The organism is Roseovarius pelagicus, assembly GCF_025639885.1.
In the GTDB taxonomy this organism is placed as follows: domain Bacteria; phylum Pseudomonadota; class Alphaproteobacteria; order Rhodobacterales; family Rhodobacteraceae; genus Roseovarius; species Roseovarius pelagicus.
The window spans coordinates 741,748-758,446 of the sequence record NZ_CP106738.1 but is presented as its reverse complement, the minus strand read 5'-3'; the positions used below and the strand labels follow the sequence as shown (position 1 = coordinate 758,446).

Here is a 16,699-nt window from a genome sequence, read left to right as displayed (position 1 = left end):
GCCGAGAGATGATTCAGGCTGATCTGAACGTAATCCTGCCGGAACTGGTGATCGCGGTTTTCGCGATGCTGGCCCTTATCGGCGCAGTCTACAGCGGCAAGGACAAGATGGCGGGTATGCTGATCTGGCTCACTGCCGCGCTCTTTGTTGCGATGGCCTTCTGGATCGGAAGCACCGGGAGTGGCACGCGCACGGCCTTTGGCGGCATGTTCGTCGATGACGGGTTCGCCCGGTTTGCCAAAGTGGTGGTCCTGTTGAGTGCGGCGGCGGTCATGGTCATGGGCCAAGACTATATGGCGCGTCGTGACATGCTGCGGTTCGAGTATCCGATCCTTGTGGCGCTGTGCGCCGTGGGCATGATGATGATGGTCAGCGCCGGCGATCTGATGGCGTTGTACATGGGATTGGAACTGCAATCTCTGTCGCTGTATGTCGTGGCGTCGCTGCGTCGTGATAGTATCAAATCGACCGAAGCGGGCCTGAAATATTTCGTACTGGGCTCGCTCAGCTCTGGTCTGCTGCTTTATGGTGCCTCGCTGGTTTACGGTTATGCGGGCACGACGCTGTTCTCAGGCATCATCGCAGCGGCGGATGGGCACGCGCCCCTGGGGCTGCTGTTGGGGTTGGTGTTCGTAATTTCCGGCATGGCATTCAAGGTGTCGGCTGTACCATTCCACATGTGGACGCCGGATGTGTATGAAGGCGCGCCAACGCCGATCACCGCTTTTTTTGCCACCGCGCCCAAAGTGGCGGCGATGGGATTGTTTGCCCGCGTCGTACATGACGCATTCGGCGGTGTGGTCGCTGACTGGCAGCAGATCGTTGCATTGCTGAGCGTGTTGTCGATGTTCCTCGGGGCCGTTGCGGCCATCGGGCAACGCGATATCAAGCGGCTGATGGCCTATTCCTCGATCGCGCATATGGGCTTTGCCCTGATGGGGCTTGCGGCGGGGACGGCGTTTGGTGTGCAGGCGATGCTGATCTATATGGCGATCTACGTCACCATGAATATCGGCACATTCGCGTTCATCCTGTCGATGGCCAAGGACGGGCAGCCGGTCACGGATATTGCCAGCCTGAACATGTATTCGAAGCGCCATCCGGGTCGGGCGCTGGCAGTGCTGATCCTGATGTTTAGCCTAGCGGGCGTGCCACCGCTGGTCGGCTTCTTTGGCAAGTTTTACGTGCTGCGCGCAGCCTATGACGGCGGGCTGGCGTGGCTGGCTGTTGCGGGTGTGGTCGCCTCGGTGATCGGTGCGTTTTATTACCTGCGTATCGTCTATTACATGTATTTCGGCGAGGAAGGCGAGGCACTGGACGCCCCGCGTTCACCTGTGCTGTGGGGATTCCTGATGGCCTCGGCGGCGATCATGGTGCTGGGGGTTGTGAACCTCTTTGGCATCGAAGGGATGGCGCAGGCGGCGGCGGCGACGCTGGTCAACTGATCCGTATGCATCAGAACAGATCGTTTGAAAAAGGTGACGCGCCACGGCGCGTCGCTTTTGTTTTTGCCGCCCCGTTGGGGCGGGTGCCTCCGGCGGAGGTATTTGGGGAATGATGAAAAACGTAGGGTGGCCAGACGGATACGCGAAGTGCATTCTGCCAGAGGTGGACAGCACCAACGCCGAAGCTGTGCGCGTGGCGGCCACGCTGACCGGGCCGACGTGGATCATGGCACATCGCCAGACCGCAGGGCGCGGCCGGCGGGGGCGGCCATGGGTCGATCCCACCGGCAATCTGGCGGCGACGTTGGTGTTGCGTCCGGCAGAGGTTCCGGGGCAGGCGGCGCTGCGGTCGTTCGTGGCGGCACTGGCGCTGGACGATGCGCTGGTGATGGTTACAGGACGCGCAGAGAGTTTTGCGTTGAAATGGCCGAACGATGTTTTGCTGCACGGAGGCAAATTGGCGGGCATTCTGCTGGAAAGCGCGGGAATCGGCGGCAAACTAAGCCATCTGGCGATCGGGTTTGGCGTGAACCTGTCTGAGGTTCCACAGGTCGTGGCCAAGGGTGCCGTCCCGCCCGTGTCGCTGCGCGGTGAGACCGGGACGCAGATCGCGCCAGAGGATTTCCTGACCTATCTGGCCGCCGCCTATGCCATGCGCGAGGATCAGTTCGCACGACATGGCTTTGCCCCGATCCGCACGGCATGGTTGGCGCGGGCGGCGCGTTTGGGAGAGGTGATCACGGCCCGCACGGGCAAAGCAGAAATCACGGGCCGGTTCGAGACGGTGGACGAAGACGGTAATCTTGTTCTATCTACCGGCACCGGGCGGCAGGCGATTGCCGCTGCGGATGTTTTCTTTGACGAGGTGGAGGCAGGTCATGCTGCTGGCGATTGACTGCGGGAACACCAACACCGTCTTTGCGATTTGGGACGGAAGCGAATTCCTGTGTACCCTGCGCACATCGACGCATCACGCGCGGACGGCGGATGCCTATTTTACGTGGTATTCGACGCTGGTGAAACATTACGGGCTGGATGTAGAGATCGACGAAGTCATTATCTCGTCCACAGTGCCGCGTGTGGTTTTCAACCTGCGGGTCTTTGCCGACAGGTTCTTTGGCTGCCGCCCGATGGTGGTGGGGAAACCGGATTGTGCGCTGCCAATCGAGCCGCGTGTTGACGGTGGCACAATCGTCGGACCGGACCGGCTGGTGAATACGGCGGGCGCGCATGACCGGCACGGCGGTGATCTGATTGTGGTGGATTTCGGCACTGCGACCACCTTTGATGTGGTCGCCGCGGACGGAGCATATATCGGTGGTCTGATTGCGCCGGGTGTGAACCTGAGTCTGGAGGCGCTGCACATGGCAGCCGCTGCCCTGCCGCATGTGGATATTTCCAAGCCGCAGCAGGTGATCGGCACCAACACAGTGGCCTGTATGCAGTCGGGTGTGTTCTGGGGGTATGTCGGACTGGTCAAGGAATGCTGCGCGCGGATCAGAGCAGAGCGCGCGCGCCCGATGAAGGTGATTGGAACCGGCGGTCTTGCGTCGCTGTTCAATGAGACAGAAGAGCTGTTTGATGTGCTCGAAGAAGATTTGACGATGCACGGGCTGACCGTGATCCACGCATATAATAAGAAGGGCTGAGGCCGGATGAGCAATGAGCGAGTGATTTACCTGCCCCTGGGCGGGGCGGGCGAGATTGGCATGAATGCCTATGTCTATGGCTACGGGAAGCCGGGCAAGGAGAAGCTGATCCTAGTGGATCTGGGAGTAACATTTCCAGACATGGATGGCAGCCCCGGTGTGGATCTGATCCTGCCTGACATTAGCTGGCTGGAAAAGCGGAAGGGCGATCTGGAGGCGATATTCGTAACCCATGCGCATGAGGATCATGTCGGTGCGGTGGCGCATCACTATGATCGGCTGGGCGCGCCGGTTTATGCGCGTGCCTTTACTGCCAACATCGCGCGCCGCAAGATGGCCGAACATGGCCATCCTGAAAAGGCGGTGCGCACAGTGTCACCTTGGCCGGAAACTGTGACTGCGGGACCGTTCACCGTAGGGTTTGCACCGATTTCACACTCCATCCCCGAAAGCTCGGGTCTGGTGATCGACACGCCAAAGGGACGATTGGTGCACACGGGCGATTTCAAGATCGACACCGCGCCGGGCGTGGGCGAGCCATTTGATCACGCCATGTGGGAAGAGATCGCAAAGGATGGCGTGTTGGCGCTGATGTGCGATTCGACCAACGTGTTCAGCCGTCACGAAGGGCGGTCGGAATCCACGGTCGGACCAGAGATCGAAAAACTGGTCGCCAGCGCCAAGGGGATGGTGGCGGCGACGACGTTCGCCAGTAACGTGGCACGGGTCAAAACGCTGGCCGAGGCGGGGGTGCGGGCCGGGCGCTCTGTCTGCCTGATGGGGCGGGCGATGCGGCGCATGGTTGACGCGGCAGAGGAAACCGGCGTTCTCAAAGGCTTCCCCCAGACAGTCAGCCCTGAAGACGCCAAGAATGTACCGCGTGAAAATCTGATGCTGATCGTGACCGGCAGTCAGGGCGAACGCCGTGCGGCCAGCGCCCAGTTGGCCAATGGTAAATATCAGGGAATCACGCTGAAAGAGGGCGATACGTTCCTCTTTTCCAGCAAGACGATCCCGGGCAATGAGCGCGGCGTTATCCGTATCATCAACCAGTTCTCTGAAATGGGTGTCGATGTGGTGGATGACGACAGCGGGCTTTACCATGTGTCTGGCCATGCCAATCGCCCTGATCTGGAGGCGATGCATGAGATCATTCGCCCGCAGATCGTGGTGCCAATGCATGGCGAGCACCGTCACCTGCGCGAGCATGTAAAAATCTGCAAGCCTAAGCCGATGAAGGCTGTTCTGGCGGTCAACGGTACGATGATCGACCTCAGTGCAAACACGCCCACTGTGCTGGAATACGTAGAAACCGGGCGCACCTATCTGGACGGATCGGTGCAGGTCGGCGCAATGGACGGGATCGTGCGCGACCGTATCCGCATGGCGCTGAACGGACATGTCAGCGTGAATGTGATTTTGGACGAGGACGACGAGCCACTGGGAGAGCCGTGGTGCGAGGTTAAAGGACTGGCAGAGATCGGCATCAGCAATGCGCCCTTGGTGGACGTGCTGGAAGAGGATCTAAGCCAATACCTTGGCCGGGCGGGTAACAAGGTGCGCGCGAACGACGACAAGCTGGAAGAAGAACTGCGCCGTGTCACGCGTCAGTCTGCCAATGCAGAGATTGGCAAGAAGCCCGAAGTGACCGTGATTATCAGCCGGATGAGTTGAACACCCTAGCAGGCAGCGCGTTCGATCTGTGTGACCATCGCTGACAGGCGGGCTGCAAGCGGCCCGGGCTGTCGCGCGGCCAACGTATCAGCGAGGGCGCGGTAGTACCACAGCGTGCCATCGCGTCGGCCCGTGAACCGGTTGAACACGTCCGGGCCGATGGATTGCAGATCGTGCAGGATGGTCGTTGCGTTGTGCAGTTTGTCGCAGGCTGTCACCAGCACGGCGTCGTCTGATTTATCGGTGATGCCGCTGAGGTAGGCTTCCTTGCGATCGCGCCATTTCGGTTTGGTGTGCCCGTCATTGTCCGAGCATTCCAGCACGATCCGGGCAACGCGCGGCCCGTAGCGGGCCTCGATATCGCGCGCGGCATCCATGCCCCCCTGATCCTCGACAGCGTCGTGCAACAGCCCTGCAATGGCCTGATCCTCGTCGCCGCCATATTCGATCACGAGGGCGCAGACCGACAGCAGGTGAGAGATATAGGGTATGTTCGCGCCTTTGCGTCGCTGGCTGCGGTGCAGCCGTGATGCATAGCTCAGCGCGTCGTCGAAACGATCTGATGTCATGGGTTTTCCCCTTATTTATGGAAAGCGCAGGTGTCCCTGCCGCTATAGTTTAGGCGGCTGAACTGGAATGAGCAACAAAACCCAGTCGAAGAAATTCTGTTGTGGTCAAAATCCGACACTCGTTCGGTCGCAAAGCGAGGGGACGTGCCCGGTGCGGGTCAGGTTTGATGGGGGGAAGTCGATGGAGTTCAGCATGACCTACGCCGCCGAAAAATTGATCAACCTCGCAGACTATCCCATTCATATACCGGGTCCCGCGCGCGATGCGGTTCTGGCGCGGGTGCGTGGTGCACTTGCTCAGGATGGCTGCGCGGTGATCAAGAAGTTCCTGACACCTGCGGGGATTGCCGCGTTGACCGCAGAGGCTGACAGCGTGGCAGAGCAGGGGCATCGATCCTTTAACCGTACCAATGCGTATTTCACGCAGGATGACCCCAGCCTGCCGCAGGACGATCCGCGTCGACAGTTCTACGACCGATCTAATGCGTTCATTCCGGCAGATAATTTCGTTGCGGATGCGCCGCTCCGATCGGTTTATGATTTCCCCGGATTCGATGAGTTCATTCGCGAGTGTCTGCAAGAAGAGGCATTTTACCGCTACGCTGATCCTTTGGCGGATGTGATCGTGAACATGGCGGAGGAAGGGAACGGATTTCCCTGGCATTTCGACACCAACAATTTCACCGTGACGCTGGCGATCCAGAACGCAGAAAGCGGCGGAGCATTCGAATATGCGCCCGGCATTCGCGAAGGTGATGAGAACTTTGCCGAAGTCGCGCGCGTGCTTGCGGGGACCTCTGACAGGGTTAAGGTGCTGGAACTCGAGCCGGGTGATTTGCAGCTGTTTCGCGGACGGTACTCATTGCACCGGGTTGCCCCGTTACGCGGGGCGCGACGACGCTATGTGGCGATCTTTTCCTATGTGCAGGAACCCGGCATGGTCGGCGCACCGGAACGCACGATGCAGCTATACGGGCGGACGTTGCCGATCCACCATCAACGTGCCGGGCAGCGCAATGATGCCTATATAGACTGAACTGCGCCGCCGGATCCTGTACCTGTCGCAGGTTTAACCTGCGCGGCGATCCTCAAAACTGAGGGCGATGAAGCTGGGCATGTGATCCCCCATGCCGACGACCTTGCTGCCGCCACCGGAATTGTCACGACCCCGGCCACCACGTCCACCGCGCGATCTGGAATTGTTTTCTTCTCGCGGTTCAGGGCTGGGCTGCGCTTCGGGTGTAACTGTCGGCTGTTCTTCGGCCTTCACCGGGGCCTTTGCTTCAACCTCTTGGGTCTCTTGAGGTGTATCCGCTGGTTTGCGTCGGCTGCGGCTGCGGCGCGGTTTGCTGGGTTTTTCGTCTGCGGCATCCGTGGCATCGGTGACATCCGTAGCGCTATCCTGAGGGGCGGGCGCCCCTGAGGCCAGCGGATTATCCAGACGCGGGATTTCTTTTTGGATCAACGACTCGATGGCTGACAGGTTTTTCTCGTCGCGTGGAATACAGACCATCATGGCCTTGCCTTCGCGACCAGCGCGACCTGTGCGCCCGATCCGGTGTACATAATCCTCGGGGTGGCCCGGTACGTCAAAGTTGAACACATGGCTCACCGCGGGCACATCAAGGCCACGCGCGGCCACATCAGAGGCTACCAGAAAGCGCAGTGTGCCTTCGCGGAAGCCGTCCAGAGTGCGCGTGCGCTGGCTCTGATCCAGATCACCGTGGATCGGTGCCGCGTCATAGCCGTATTTTTTCAGTGATTTCGCGACGATGTCCACATCCGTCTTACGGTTGCAGAAGATGATCGCATTCGTGCATTTGTCGCCTTCATTTTCAATCAAGGCGCGCAGAAGTTTGCGTTTTTCACTGGCTTCGCGGTCACGGCGCGAGCCTTTGAACATCACGACGACCTGTTTAATCGTCTCAGATGCGGTGGCCTGACGGGCGACTTCGATTCGTGCGGGGGCACTGAGGAACGTATTGGTGATCCGCTCGATTTCGGGCGCCATTGTGGCTGAGAAGAACAGCGTCTGCCGGGTGAATGGCGTCAGCGAGAAGATGCGTTCGATATCGGGAATGAACCCCATGTCGAGCATTCTGTCGGCCTCGTCCACCACCATGATCTGAACCCCGGTGAGCAGAAGTTTGCCCCGCTCGAAATGATCCAGCAGGCGGCCCGGGGTGGCGATCAGGACGTCAACGCCCTTGTCGATCAGCTTGTCCTGTTCCTTGAACGAAACACCGCCGATCAGCAGCGCCTTGGTCAGTTTCAGGTGTTTGGAATAGGTGTCGAAGTTTTCGGCCACCTGCGCGGCGAGCTCGCGCGTCGGGCACAATACCAGACTGCGCGGCATGCGGGCCCGTGCCCGGCCGCGCGCCAGAAGCGAAAGCATCGGTAGTGTGAAACTGGCGGTCTTGCCGGTTCCGGTCTGGGCGATGCCCAGCACGTCCTTACCTTCCAGCGCGGGGGGAATCGCGCCTTCCTGAATGGGGGTGGGGCTTTCGTAGCCTGCTTCGTCTATGGCTTTCAGAACCTTCGGGTTCAGATTCAGATCAGAGAATTTTGTCATGTATATCCGTGGTTTACGGACACGACTTGGCCCGTACGTCTGATTGGGTCCAAGGCCCCAACGGCCCCGTGGTTTTCCACATAAGAAGACCCTTGACCGGCGATGTAACGTAATTTCGGGATCAGGGCAATGCGACATGCCGTAACGTGTCCAATCCGGCGGAAGTCACGAAAATTGTTGCGTATTTGGCACCAATCGCCTTCTGCGTGGTGCCGCGTTACCCGTAGTTTGGAAAATGCCGCGCGCGTTTCGCGTCCAGATCAAGCGATATCCGGTGCAGTAGATCATGTTCCTCCAAGCGTGCACGAAGATCCGGCGAAGCGGTACAAACCTCGTCGTAGAACGTCCGCAACGCCGTATCGCCGCCGTCGGCTTCGATCAGGGAGAACAGATCATTCATCGTCGTTGCGTTGCTGCCAGAGGCCTTTAGCGCGGGGCGATATGAACCGCTCTCCAGCCGATAACGATAGGCGCGCTGCCAGTCCTCCCAACTGGGGGCATGAAAATGGCACAGCTGGGTTTGGGACAGTTCAAAATCGTTGGGGATCTGTTCGGCATCCAGAAAGGCATTGTGGATGCGAAAATTCAGCCCCTTGGTGCCGGTGCGCACAAAAATCTTGCCGGTCACATGGCTGAGGAAGCCGCCATTCAGATGTGCCCCGTAGGTCGGATAAATCTGTTCGGTCTGACGGTTACGGATGTTCTGACGCGGCGCGCATCCTTTGAACCAGGTACGGCTGGTATCATCGCCGGGCAGGGGGGCCAGCGCCTCTATCGGGCGCACCCGCGCTGTCGGGGCATCGTCGGGCAGGTCTGACAATTGTTCGGCAATGGGACGCGCGGGCCAGAGGAATTCATCCACGTCGATATGTGCCAGCCAGTCCACGCCGGGCCGACGGCGATAGGCGCGCGTGGCATTCATCGTCTGGCGCACCTGATGCGCGTCGGGACGGCGTCGGCGTTCGGCCCAGTACCCGTCATCGGTCAGGATGACATTGCATCGTGGATGGCCCTGCAATGCCTCGCGTGCCTGCGGACAATCGGCATCCAGATAGATGTGTATCCTGTGCGCACCCAGATCGAGGTGATGCGCTGCGAAGTTCAGTATGGCGGTCGTATCTGCCTTGATCGTCGATACGACGCCCCATTTGGGCAGCGAGCTCACGGGTGCGCCCCGGTATGTAATGTGTTGTGGAACATGGCGCGACAATGGCGGCGCATTCGGGACGGTGCAAGCGGCGTTTGCACCGGGGTGTTTCCCAGATTTCTGCAGGGTGGCGCGGCAAACAACGCCTGCGCCACCTTGCAGAGCGCGCCTGTGCGTTCTACATCGGAAGTCAGACGCAAAGGAGGGCATATATGTCCATTCTCGCCAGCGAAATCGAAGATATGATCCGCGACGCGTTCCCCAACGCGAAAATCAATGTGCAGGGGGATGATGGTGCGCATTTTGCCGCCGAAGTCGTCGACGAGAGCTTTCGCGGAAAGAACCGCGTGCAGCAGCAGCGAGCCGTCTATGCCGCCCTCAAAGGCAAGATGGATGGCTCTGCCGGCGAACTTCATGCGCTGGCGCTGACAACGCGGGCCCCCGACTGACGGCACCGGAGCGCCCAACCAGACATTCAGGAAAGCAGACACAATGACCGATGCAAAGACCCAGATCGCAGAGACTGTCAAAGCCAACGATGTGGTGCTCTACATGAAGGGCACCAAATCCATGCCGCAATGCGGATTTTCGTCCCGCGTGGCAGGGGTTCTCAATTTCATGGGTGTGGATTTCACCGACGTGAACGTGCTGGCCGACGAAGGCCTACGTCAGGGGATCAAGGACTATTCCGACTGGCCGACCATTCCCCAGCTATACGTCAAGGGCGAGTTTGTCGGCGGCTGCGACATCATCACCGAGATGACCCTGTCGGGCGAATTGGATACGTTGTTCGAGGAAAACGGCGTAACCTACGACAAGGGCGCGGCAGACAAGATCCGCGAAGCCAACGCCTGATCCTGTCAGGCTTCAGCCTGTCGCATGCAAGAATAACAGAAAGCCCGGGGCGTCATGACTGACCCGGGCTTTCATCGTTCTAAGAATACCTGAACGCCCGACCTGCCGTTAGCCGCAGCGTCATGCATTTATGCGAATTGCTTGGCAAAACTACCCCGGAAAACCTCGGACAATTCCGCCAGCGGCGCAGATGCGCTGCCCAGCGTGACGGCATCACCGGCGAACCGGCCGACGCTCGCGATTGCCACGCCGGATTGCGCTGCGGCGGTCATCAGTGCCTCGGCTTGATCAAAGTTGCAGGCGACCAGATAGCGCCCCTGATCCTCGCCAAACAGCGACGCAGTGTCGTCCGTGTCAAGGATCACGCCGACGCCAGCGGTTTCGGCCATTTCAAACGCAGCGAGTGCCAGACCACCATCGCCCAGGTCGGTGCAGGCGCGGATCATCGCGTGATTGGCGCGGATGAACTCGCCGTTGCGTTTTTCAATCTCCAGATCAACTGGCGGCGCGTCACCCTCGGCGCGGCCAAACACTTCGGCCAGCAACGCGGATTGCCCCAGATGCGATCCAACTTCGCCGATTACCAATGCCACATGGCCCTCGCGGGCAATGCCGGTGATGGCCTCATCCTCGTGCGCGATCAGGCCGACGGCACCGATTGTCGGCGTTGGCAGGATCGCCGCGCCATCGGTCTCGTTATAAAGCGAAACGTTGCCCGACACGATTGGCATGTCGAGGGCTGCGACCGCGGCACCGATGCCTTTGATCGCGCCAACGAATTGTCCCATGATCTCTGGCTTTTCGGGATTGCCGAAATTGAGGTTGTCCGTGGTGGCCAGCGGCGTGGCCCCCAGCGCCGACAGGTTGCGGTAAGCTTCTGCCACCGCCTGCCGTCCGCCCATCTCGGGGTTGGCCTGAACATAGCGCGGCGTCACGTCCGAGGTGAAGGCCAGCAGCTTGTCCGTGCCATGTACCCGAATCATACCCGCGCCAAGACCGGGGCCGCGTGCGGTATCGGCCATAACCATCGTATCGTATTGTTGGTAAACCCAGTCACGGCTGCAATAGTTCGGTGCGGCGATCAGCAGCTTGAGCGCATCGATAGGATCTACCTGCGGAACTGACGCGGGATCAAGAGGTTGGGCTGCGGGCGTTTCCACCCATGGACGATCATATTCCGGGGCGGTGCCAGACAATGCGGCCAGCGGCAGATCTGCCTTCACCTCTCCATTCAGCAGGATCAGGAAGCGGTCTTCGGCAATGGTTTCGCCGACGATGGCGAAATCGAGGTCCCATTTTTCGAACACTGCGCGGGCTTCTGCCTCGAGCGATGGCTCCAACACCATCAACATGCGTTCCTGGCTCTCTGACAGCATCATTTCATATGCGGTCATGTTGGCTTCGCGTTGCGGGACTGATTCGAGGTTCAGCTTCACACCAAGCCCGCCCTTGTCCCCCATTTCCACCGCTGAACAGGTCAGGCCTGCGGCCCCCATGTCCTGAATGGAGATAACGGCCCCGGTTGCCATCAGTTCAAGCGTGGCTTCCATCAGACGTTTTTCGGTGAAGGGATCGCCGACCTGAACAGTGGGGCGTTTTTCCTCGATCGTGTCATCGAATTCGGCTGACGCCATCGTGGCCCCGCCGACGCCGTCGCGACCCGTCTTGGCACCCAGATAGACCACCGGACGACCGACACCGGAGGCGGCGGAATAGAAAATCTTGTCCGTATCCGCGAGGCCCGCTGCAAACGCATTTACAAGGCAGTTTCCGTTATAGGCCGGGTCAAAGCGCAGCTCGCCGCCCACGGTGGGCACGCCGAAACAGTTGCCGTAGCCGCCAACGCCCGCGACCACACCATGCACCAGCTGGCGTGTCTTGGGGTGATCGGGAGCGCCGAAGCTGAGCGAATTCATCGCCGCGACCGGGCGTGCGCCCATCGTGAACACATCGCGCAGGATGCCGCCGACGCCCGTGGCCGCGCCCTGATAGGGCTCGATATAGGAGGGGTGGTTATGGCTCTCCATTTTGAAAACCACACATTGTCCGTCGCCGATATCGACGATGCCAGCGTTCTCGCCGGGGCCACAGATCACTTGGCTGCCTGTGGTGGGCAGGGTGCGCAACCATTTCTTGGACGACTTGTAAGAGCAATGCTCGTTCCACATGGCCGAAAAGATGCCCAGTTCTGTAAAGCTCGGTTCGCGCCCGATGATTTCCAGAATGCGCGCATATTCGTCCGGTTTCAGCCCGTGTGCTGCGATCAGATCGGGTGTGATGTCCGGTTCCTGCATGGCTTGATAGTTCCCCAAAAATACGGCTTCGGCGCTTCTTTAGAGTGTTTCGCGTCCAACCTGAAGTACTCAGTTGACGCAGCGAGGAAGAGACCCTTCGCGGGGGTGGGGCATTCTACGTTTGCGGTGCGAACTATGGAAGGCTTGACCCGAGCGGTTTTGCCCGATCCTATGCGCCGAAAGATTGGAGAAACCATGAGATTATTTGAAAACCCATGGCGCGGCACAGGGCTGCCAGAGGAGGTGCTGCATGGCGCACCTGCACCCAGCATCGACGCGGACGCATCAAGGGCACTGCTGGAGAAATGTCCGGCGGCCGCGATCACGCCGCTGGTGAAGGTCGAAGGGTTTGGTGCGGAGGTTTGGGTCAAGGACGAACGTGGACGGATGGGGCTTGGCAGTTTCAAGGCACTTGGCGCGGCGTATGTAATCGCACATGCCGCTGTCGAGACAGGCGCGACGGATTTGCGAACTGCGTTGACGGGCCGAACCTATGTCACGGCCAGTGCGGGCAATCACGGGCTATCAGTTGCGGCGGGCGCGTCGGCGTTCGGGGCGAGGGCTGTCGTTTATCTGGCGGATACTGTGCCGGACAGTTTTGCCCTGCGCCTAAGGGCCAAAGGGGCAGATGTGGTGCGCGCGGGATCGGATTACCAACAAAGCATGGACGCGGCCATGCACGCCGCAGAACACGAAGGCTGGACATTGCTGTCAGATCTCGTCGTGGCCGGGATATTTTGAAATCCCGCATCGTCTGATGGAGGGGTATCTGGCGATGGCCGCCGAGGCGGCAGAAGCGATGCCATCGCCCCCCACGCACATCATGCTGCAAGCCGGGGTTGGCGGTCTGGCGGGGGCGGCTGCGGCCTATTTCCGCAAGGTCTGGGGCGATGGGCCGCGTATCATCGTGGTCGAACCGGACGCTGCACCTGCGTTGCAGGCTAGCATCGAGGCAGGCCACGCGGTCAATGCGCCGGGGCCTGTGTCCAACATGGGACGTCTGGATTGCAAGGAACCGTCGCTGATTGCGCTGCACGGGCTGGCGCGCGATGCGGATGCATTTGCGTTGATTTCCGATGCCGAAGCATCGGACATTTTGCCAAAACTGGCGCGGCAGGGGTTAGCCAGCACGCCGTCGGGCGCGGCAGGGCTGGCGGCACTGGCCTGTATGGATGCGGCTCAGGACGCGCGGGTACTATGTATCCTCAGCGAAGAGCCGGACGCGTGATGCGCGGGTTTGAGCGTGCTGAATACGCCGCGCGACTGGCGGCGGCTCAAAGCCGCATGGACGCCGCTGGGCTGGGGGCGCTCCTGCTGACGACCGAGGCCGATCTACGCTATTTTAGCGGCTTCCTGACGCGGTTTTGGGAAAGCCCAAGTCGCCCGTGGTTCCTGATCCTGCCGCGATCGGGCGCACCTGTTGCGGTGATCCCGTCGATCGGGGCAGAACTGATGGCGAAAACATGGGTTGAGGACATCCGCACATGGGCCGCGCCCGATCCTTGGGATGATGGCATCAGCCTGTTGGCCGACGCGCTGCGCGAGATCGGTGGCCCGGTCGGGGTGCCATCGGGGCGAGAGACGCATCTACGTATGCCGCTGGGCGATTTCGAGCTGCTCAAGGCGGCCAGCGGGCTGTCCTTTGTCGATGGTCACGGGATCGTCGCAAGCCTGCGCGCGGTGAAATCAGAGGCGGAAATTACCAAGATTGCAACGGTTTGCGCGGTTGCAGGACGTGCCTTTGATCGTGTGCCCGAGATTGCCCGAGCGGGTGTGCCACTGGATCGCGTGTTTCGCGATTTTCAAAGATTGCTGTTGGAGGAAGGGGCCGATTGGGTGCCATATCTGGCAGGCGGCGCGGGTCCGAATGGTTATTCAGATGTGATTTCACCCGCGAGCGAGACACCGCTGGCGGCTGGTGATGTGTTGATGTTGGACACCGGGGCCGTGAAGGATGGGTATTTCTGTGATTATGACAGGAATTTCGCGATCGGAGAACCGGGCAAAGCGGCGCGCGATGCGCATGCGCGGCTGATTGAGGCCACGATGGCAGGGCTTGAGGCCGCGACGGTGGGGGCCTTGGCCAGCGATGTGTTCTCGGCGATGGCAGCGATCACCGGCGGCGGCGAAGGTGCCGGACGGCTGGGGCATGGGCTGGGCATGCAGTTGACCGAAGGACTGTCGTTATCGGCCAAGGATGACAGCGTGTTGCGTGCGGGCATGGTGATCACGCTGGAGCCGGGGATAGACGTCGCGCCGGGGCGTTTGATGGTGCACGAGGAGAATATCGTGATCCGCGAGGACGGTCCCGAACGGCTGACATCGTTTTCGGGGGCTGAAATGCCCGTGATCTGATGCGGACCGCAGAAAATTCTGCGAATTTTCTAAACAAAGACGTTTCGGCGAGAGATCCGGAGGCTAGCGGGGCCGGCGTTTTTCTTCGCTCTTGGCGTGGTCCCAGAGCGCATCCATTTCCGCAAGATCGCTGTCTTGAGGGGATTTCCCGGATGCGGCCAGTAGTGCCTCGATCCGTTCGAACCTGCGGGTGAACTTGGCGTTTGCACCGCGCAGCGCGGCCTCCGGATCAATGTTCATATGTCGTGCGAGGTTGGCCATGACAAAGAGCAGGTCACCGAACTCTTCTTCGGTATGATCTGCATCACCGCTGGCGGCGGCTTCTTGCAGCTCGGCCATTTCCTCGGCGATCTTGTCCAGCACCTGAGTCGTGTGCGGCCAATCGAACCCGACCCGCGCCGCGCGCTTTTGCAATTTGACCGCGCGCAAGAGCGCAGGGAGGCCAAGGGCGACACCGCTGAGCGTGCCAGTCTCGGCGCGTTCCGCGCGTTCAGCGGCCTTGACGGTTTCCCAATCGCGGGTCTGTTGTTCGGGAGATTTGTCGCGGCTTTCGGTACCAAAGACATGCGGATGACGTGCCACCATCTTGTCCGAGATGGCCTGTGCGACATCGTCGAAGGAAAAATGCTCCTCATCCTGCGCGATCTGGGCGTGGAAAACGACCTGAAGCAGCAGGTCGCCTAATTCGCTGCGCAGATCAGTCCAGTCGGCGCGGTCGATTGCGTCTGCGACTTCGTAGGCTTCTTCGATCGTGTAGGGGGCGATGGATGCGAAATTCTGTTCGATGTCCCAGGGGCAGCCGGATTCAGGGTCACGCAAGCGGCGCATGATTTCCAGCAACCGTGGCATGCCGCCGTTGGGGTCGTTGATGAGTGCGTTATCGGGCATTGCGTCAGGGTCCGGTTTGGGTTTGAGTGCAAGTTGCCGGGCAATGATGGAGGAGTCCACCCGTGGCTGTAATCAATCGCATCGCGGGTTTTGCTGATGAGATGGCCGTTTGGCGGCGTCACCTGCACACGCGGCCTGAAATCGGGTTCGACTGCCACGAAACAGCCGCCTACGTCGTGGAACAATTGCGCAGTTTCGGGATCACGCAAATCGAGACCGGGATTGCAACCAGCGGGATTGTGGCGATCATCGAAGGACACGGCGAGGGGCCGACCATCGGGTTGCGGGCCGATATTGACGCACTGCCGATCACCGAGACGACAGGGGCGGACTGGTCAAGCCAGATCAACGGCGCGATGCATGCCTGTGGCCATGATGGTCACACGACCATGCTATTGGGAGCGGCGCGCTATCTGGCCGAGACACGTAACTTTCGCGGCCGCGTCGCGCTGATCTTTCAGCCCGCCGAAGAAGGGCCGGGCGGTGGTCGCGTGATGGTCGAAGAGGGTGTCATGGACCGGTATGACATCGGTGAGGTTTATGCGCTGCACACCATGCCGGGGCTGCCACTGGGTGCCTTTTCGACCACTCCGGGGCCGATCATGGCGGCGGTCGATACGTTTCACATTGATGTAACCGGACGTGGCGGGCATGCGGCATTTCCGCATCAGACCGCCGACCCGGTGGTGGCGTGCTGCGGCATCGTGCAGGCGATCCAGACCATCGTTAGCCGCAATAATTATGCTTTGGACGATCTGGTGATTTCGGTCACGCAGATACATACCGGAAGCGCGGAAAACATCGTGCCTGAAATGGCCTATATAAACGGAACTATTCGTTGTTTTGACAACGACTTGCGTGACTTTGTGAAAGTCAGGCTAGAAGAAATTGTCGCCGGTCAGGCGGCGTCTTATGGCGTCTCAGCAGAGCTGCGGATCGAGGTGGGATACCCTCCAACCGTGAACCACGCGGCGCAGACCGAGTTTGCTGCGGGTGTCGCCCGAGAGATATCGGGCGAGGAAGCTGTTGCCACTGACCGCACCCGAGAGATGGGGGCGGAGGATTTCGCTTACATGCTGAATGCGCGCCCCGGCGCCTATCTTTTCCTTGGGCAGGGCGAGGCTGCGGGTTTGCATCACCCGAAGTTTGATTTCAACGACGACGCGGCGCCGATCGGGGCGTCCTTTTTCGCCCGGCTCGTAGAGCGGGCGCAACCAGTGGAGTGATGGTGCATAGCGCCGATCCATTGAT

14 protein-coding genes and 1 pseudogene are annotated in these 16,699 nt (G+C 60.2%); 10 read left to right on the top strand and 5 right to left on the bottom strand.

Annotated elements, in window-relative coordinates; all coding sequences use genetic code 11:
- Positions 1-8: 8 nt before the first annotated feature.
- The 4 genes from nuoN to N7U68_RS04655 all read left to right on the top strand — a co-directional run bounded on the left by nuoN (position 9) and on the right by N7U68_RS04655 (position 4,768).
- Positions 9-1,445, top strand: a complete 1,437-nt coding sequence (gene nuoN / locus N7U68_RS04670) for an NADH-quinone oxidoreductase subunit NuoN (protein WP_263048392.1) — start codon at positions 9-11, stop codon at positions 1,443-1,445.
- A gap of 109 nt (positions 1,446-1,554) precedes the next feature.
- Complete coding sequence (locus tag N7U68_RS04665) at positions 1,555-2,340, top strand: biotin--[acetyl-CoA-carboxylase] ligase (RefSeq protein WP_263048391.1); 786 nt, start codon at positions 1,555-1,557, stop codon at positions 2,338-2,340.
- Entirely contained in the window at positions 2,324-3,094 is a 771-nt protein-coding gene (locus tag N7U68_RS04660; protein ID WP_165191929.1) for a type III pantothenate kinase, read from the top strand. The genes N7U68_RS04665 and N7U68_RS04660 overlap by 17 nt, the downstream gene beginning before the upstream one ends.
- A 6-nt stretch (positions 3,095-3,100) precedes the next feature.
- The gene (locus N7U68_RS04655) at positions 3,101-4,768 is read left to right on the top strand and encodes a ribonuclease J (protein ID WP_263048390.1); all 1,668 of its coding nucleotides are present in this window, start codon (positions 3,101-3,103) and stop codon (positions 4,766-4,768) included.
- A 5-nt stretch (positions 4,769-4,773) separates the two neighbouring features.
- Here the strand turns inward: N7U68_RS04655 and N7U68_RS04650 are convergent, their stop codons facing one another.
- Positions 4,774-5,337 carry an HD domain-containing protein gene (locus N7U68_RS04650; protein WP_263048389.1) on the bottom strand — a complete coding sequence of 188 codons (564 nt, stop codon included), beginning with the start codon at positions 5,335-5,337 and terminating at the stop codon, positions 4,774-4,776.
- A 193-nt stretch (positions 5,338-5,530) separates the two neighbouring features.
- Here N7U68_RS04650 and N7U68_RS04645 point away from each other — a divergent pair, with 193 nt between their 5' ends.
- Positions 5,531-6,373, top strand: coding sequence for a HalD/BesD family halogenase (locus N7U68_RS04645; RefSeq protein WP_165197543.1), 843 nt, complete (start codon positions 5,531-5,533; stop codon positions 6,371-6,373).
- 33 nt (positions 6,374-6,406) lie between these two features.
- On the opposite strand, the gene N7U68_RS04640 is transcribed toward N7U68_RS04645, so the two are convergent.
- Both N7U68_RS04640 and N7U68_RS04635 read right to left on the bottom strand, forming a co-directional pair.
- Positions 6,407-7,909, bottom strand: a complete 1,503-nt coding sequence (locus tag N7U68_RS04640; protein WP_263048388.1) for a DEAD/DEAH box helicase — start codon at positions 7,907-7,909, stop codon at positions 6,407-6,409.
- Positions 7,910-8,126: 217 nt separating this feature from the next.
- Positions 8,127-9,074, bottom strand: a complete 948-nt coding sequence (locus N7U68_RS04635) for a glycosyltransferase family 2 protein (protein WP_263048387.1) — start codon at positions 9,072-9,074, stop codon at positions 8,127-8,129.
- 194 nt (positions 9,075-9,268) lie between these two features.
- On the opposite strand from N7U68_RS04635, the gene N7U68_RS04630 reads away from it, so the two are divergent.
- Positions 9,269-9,505: a BolA/IbaG family iron-sulfur metabolism protein gene (locus N7U68_RS04630; RefSeq protein WP_165191935.1), complete on the top strand. Its 237-nt coding sequence runs from the start codon at positions 9,269-9,271 to the stop codon at positions 9,503-9,505.
- Between the two features lie 43 nt (positions 9,506-9,548).
- Positions 9,549-9,911, top strand: a complete 363-nt coding sequence (gene grxD / locus N7U68_RS04625) for a Grx4 family monothiol glutaredoxin (RefSeq protein WP_165191936.1) — start codon at positions 9,549-9,551, stop codon at positions 9,909-9,911.
- Between the two features lie 128 nt (positions 9,912-10,039).
- Here grxD and purL read toward each other — a convergent pair whose 3' ends face one another.
- Positions 10,040-12,205, bottom strand: a complete 2,166-nt coding sequence (gene purL, locus N7U68_RS04620) for a phosphoribosylformylglycinamidine synthase subunit PurL (protein WP_263048386.1) — start codon at positions 12,203-12,205, stop codon at positions 10,040-10,042.
- A 195-nt stretch (positions 12,206-12,400) separates the two neighbouring features.
- Between purL and N7U68_RS04615 the strand changes: the two are divergent.
- Together N7U68_RS04615 and N7U68_RS04610 are read left to right on the top strand one after the other, a co-directional pair.
- A pseudogene (locus tag N7U68_RS04615) lies at positions 12,401-13,433 on the top strand (pyridoxal-phosphate dependent enzyme).
- Positions 13,433-14,560, top strand: a complete 1,128-nt coding sequence (locus N7U68_RS04610; RefSeq protein WP_263049110.1) for a M24 family metallopeptidase — start codon at positions 13,433-13,435, stop codon at positions 14,558-14,560. The pseudogene N7U68_RS04615 and the gene N7U68_RS04610 overlap by 1 nt, the downstream one beginning before the upstream one ends.
- A gap of 63 nt (positions 14,561-14,623) precedes the next feature.
- Here the strand turns inward: N7U68_RS04610 and mazG are convergent, their stop codons facing one another.
- Positions 14,624-15,448 (bottom strand): nucleoside triphosphate pyrophosphohydrolase, encoded by an 825-nt coding sequence (gene mazG, locus N7U68_RS04605; protein WP_263048385.1) that lies wholly within the window; start codon positions 15,446-15,448, stop codon positions 14,624-14,626.
- Between the two features lie 62 nt (positions 15,449-15,510).
- On the opposite strand from mazG, the gene N7U68_RS04600 reads away from it, so the two are divergent.
- Positions 15,511-16,674 (top strand): M20 aminoacylase family protein, encoded by a 1,164-nt coding sequence (locus N7U68_RS04600; RefSeq protein WP_263048384.1) that lies wholly within the window; start codon positions 15,511-15,513, stop codon positions 16,672-16,674.
- The last annotated feature ends 25 nt before the right edge of the window (positions 16,675-16,699 follow it).